General features: G+C 69.2%; 1 protein-coding gene. It reads right to left on the reverse strand.

The window, feature by feature from the left end:
* Positions 1-675: MFS transporter (locus tag A7X12_RS26455; protein ID WP_232318603.1), on the reverse strand; the 675-nt coding region annotated here is incomplete at both ends.

The raw sequence follows: 675 nt of genomic DNA on the forward strand, positions 1-675 counted from the left end.
TTCGTCTGGAACAGCGCGGCAAAACCCTCTGCCTGGCCCTCGTCCTGCTCCTCGCCGTCGCGCGCTTCGAGGCCGCGCGCAGCGGCGTGGTCGATCGCGCGTTCCGGGATCATCAGCACCGAGATCATCGCGAGCACGCCGAACACCGCGGCGAGGTAGAAGATCGCCGGCATGCCGAACTTCCAGCCGAGCCAGCCGGACAGCCCCGCGCCGACCATGTTGCCGGCATGGTTCCACGCCTGGTTGCGTCCGTTCTGCGCATTGAACCCGGCCTGTCGCACCACCCCCAGCGTCATGCCCGCCACCGCCGGGCCGATCGCGGCGCCGGCGATGGCGGTGGCGACCTGGCTGACGGTCACCACCCAGCCGGCTTGCGACAGCAGGATCAGAAACGAGGCGAGCACCGTGCAGATGCCGGTGACGATCACCACCAGCCGCTTCTTCTCGGTATGATCGATGAACGCACCCGCGGGCACCGTCATCGCCATGCCCGCGATCCCGCCCGCGGTCATCACCGTGCCGATAGGGCCGGCGGTCCAGCCGCGCTGCTGGAGGAACACGCCCAGGAACGGGCCGATTCCCGCCTGCATGTCGGCCATGAAGAAGTTGAGCGCCTGCAGCGCTCGCGTCGCCTGCTTGCGATCGCCGCCGCTTGGCGCGGTGGAACCTGAAGCC

The sequence above is a fragment of the Sphingomonas sp. TDK1 genome, assembly GCF_001650735.1.
Lineage (GTDB): Bacteria > Pseudomonadota > Alphaproteobacteria > Sphingomonadales > Sphingomonadaceae > Sphingomonas.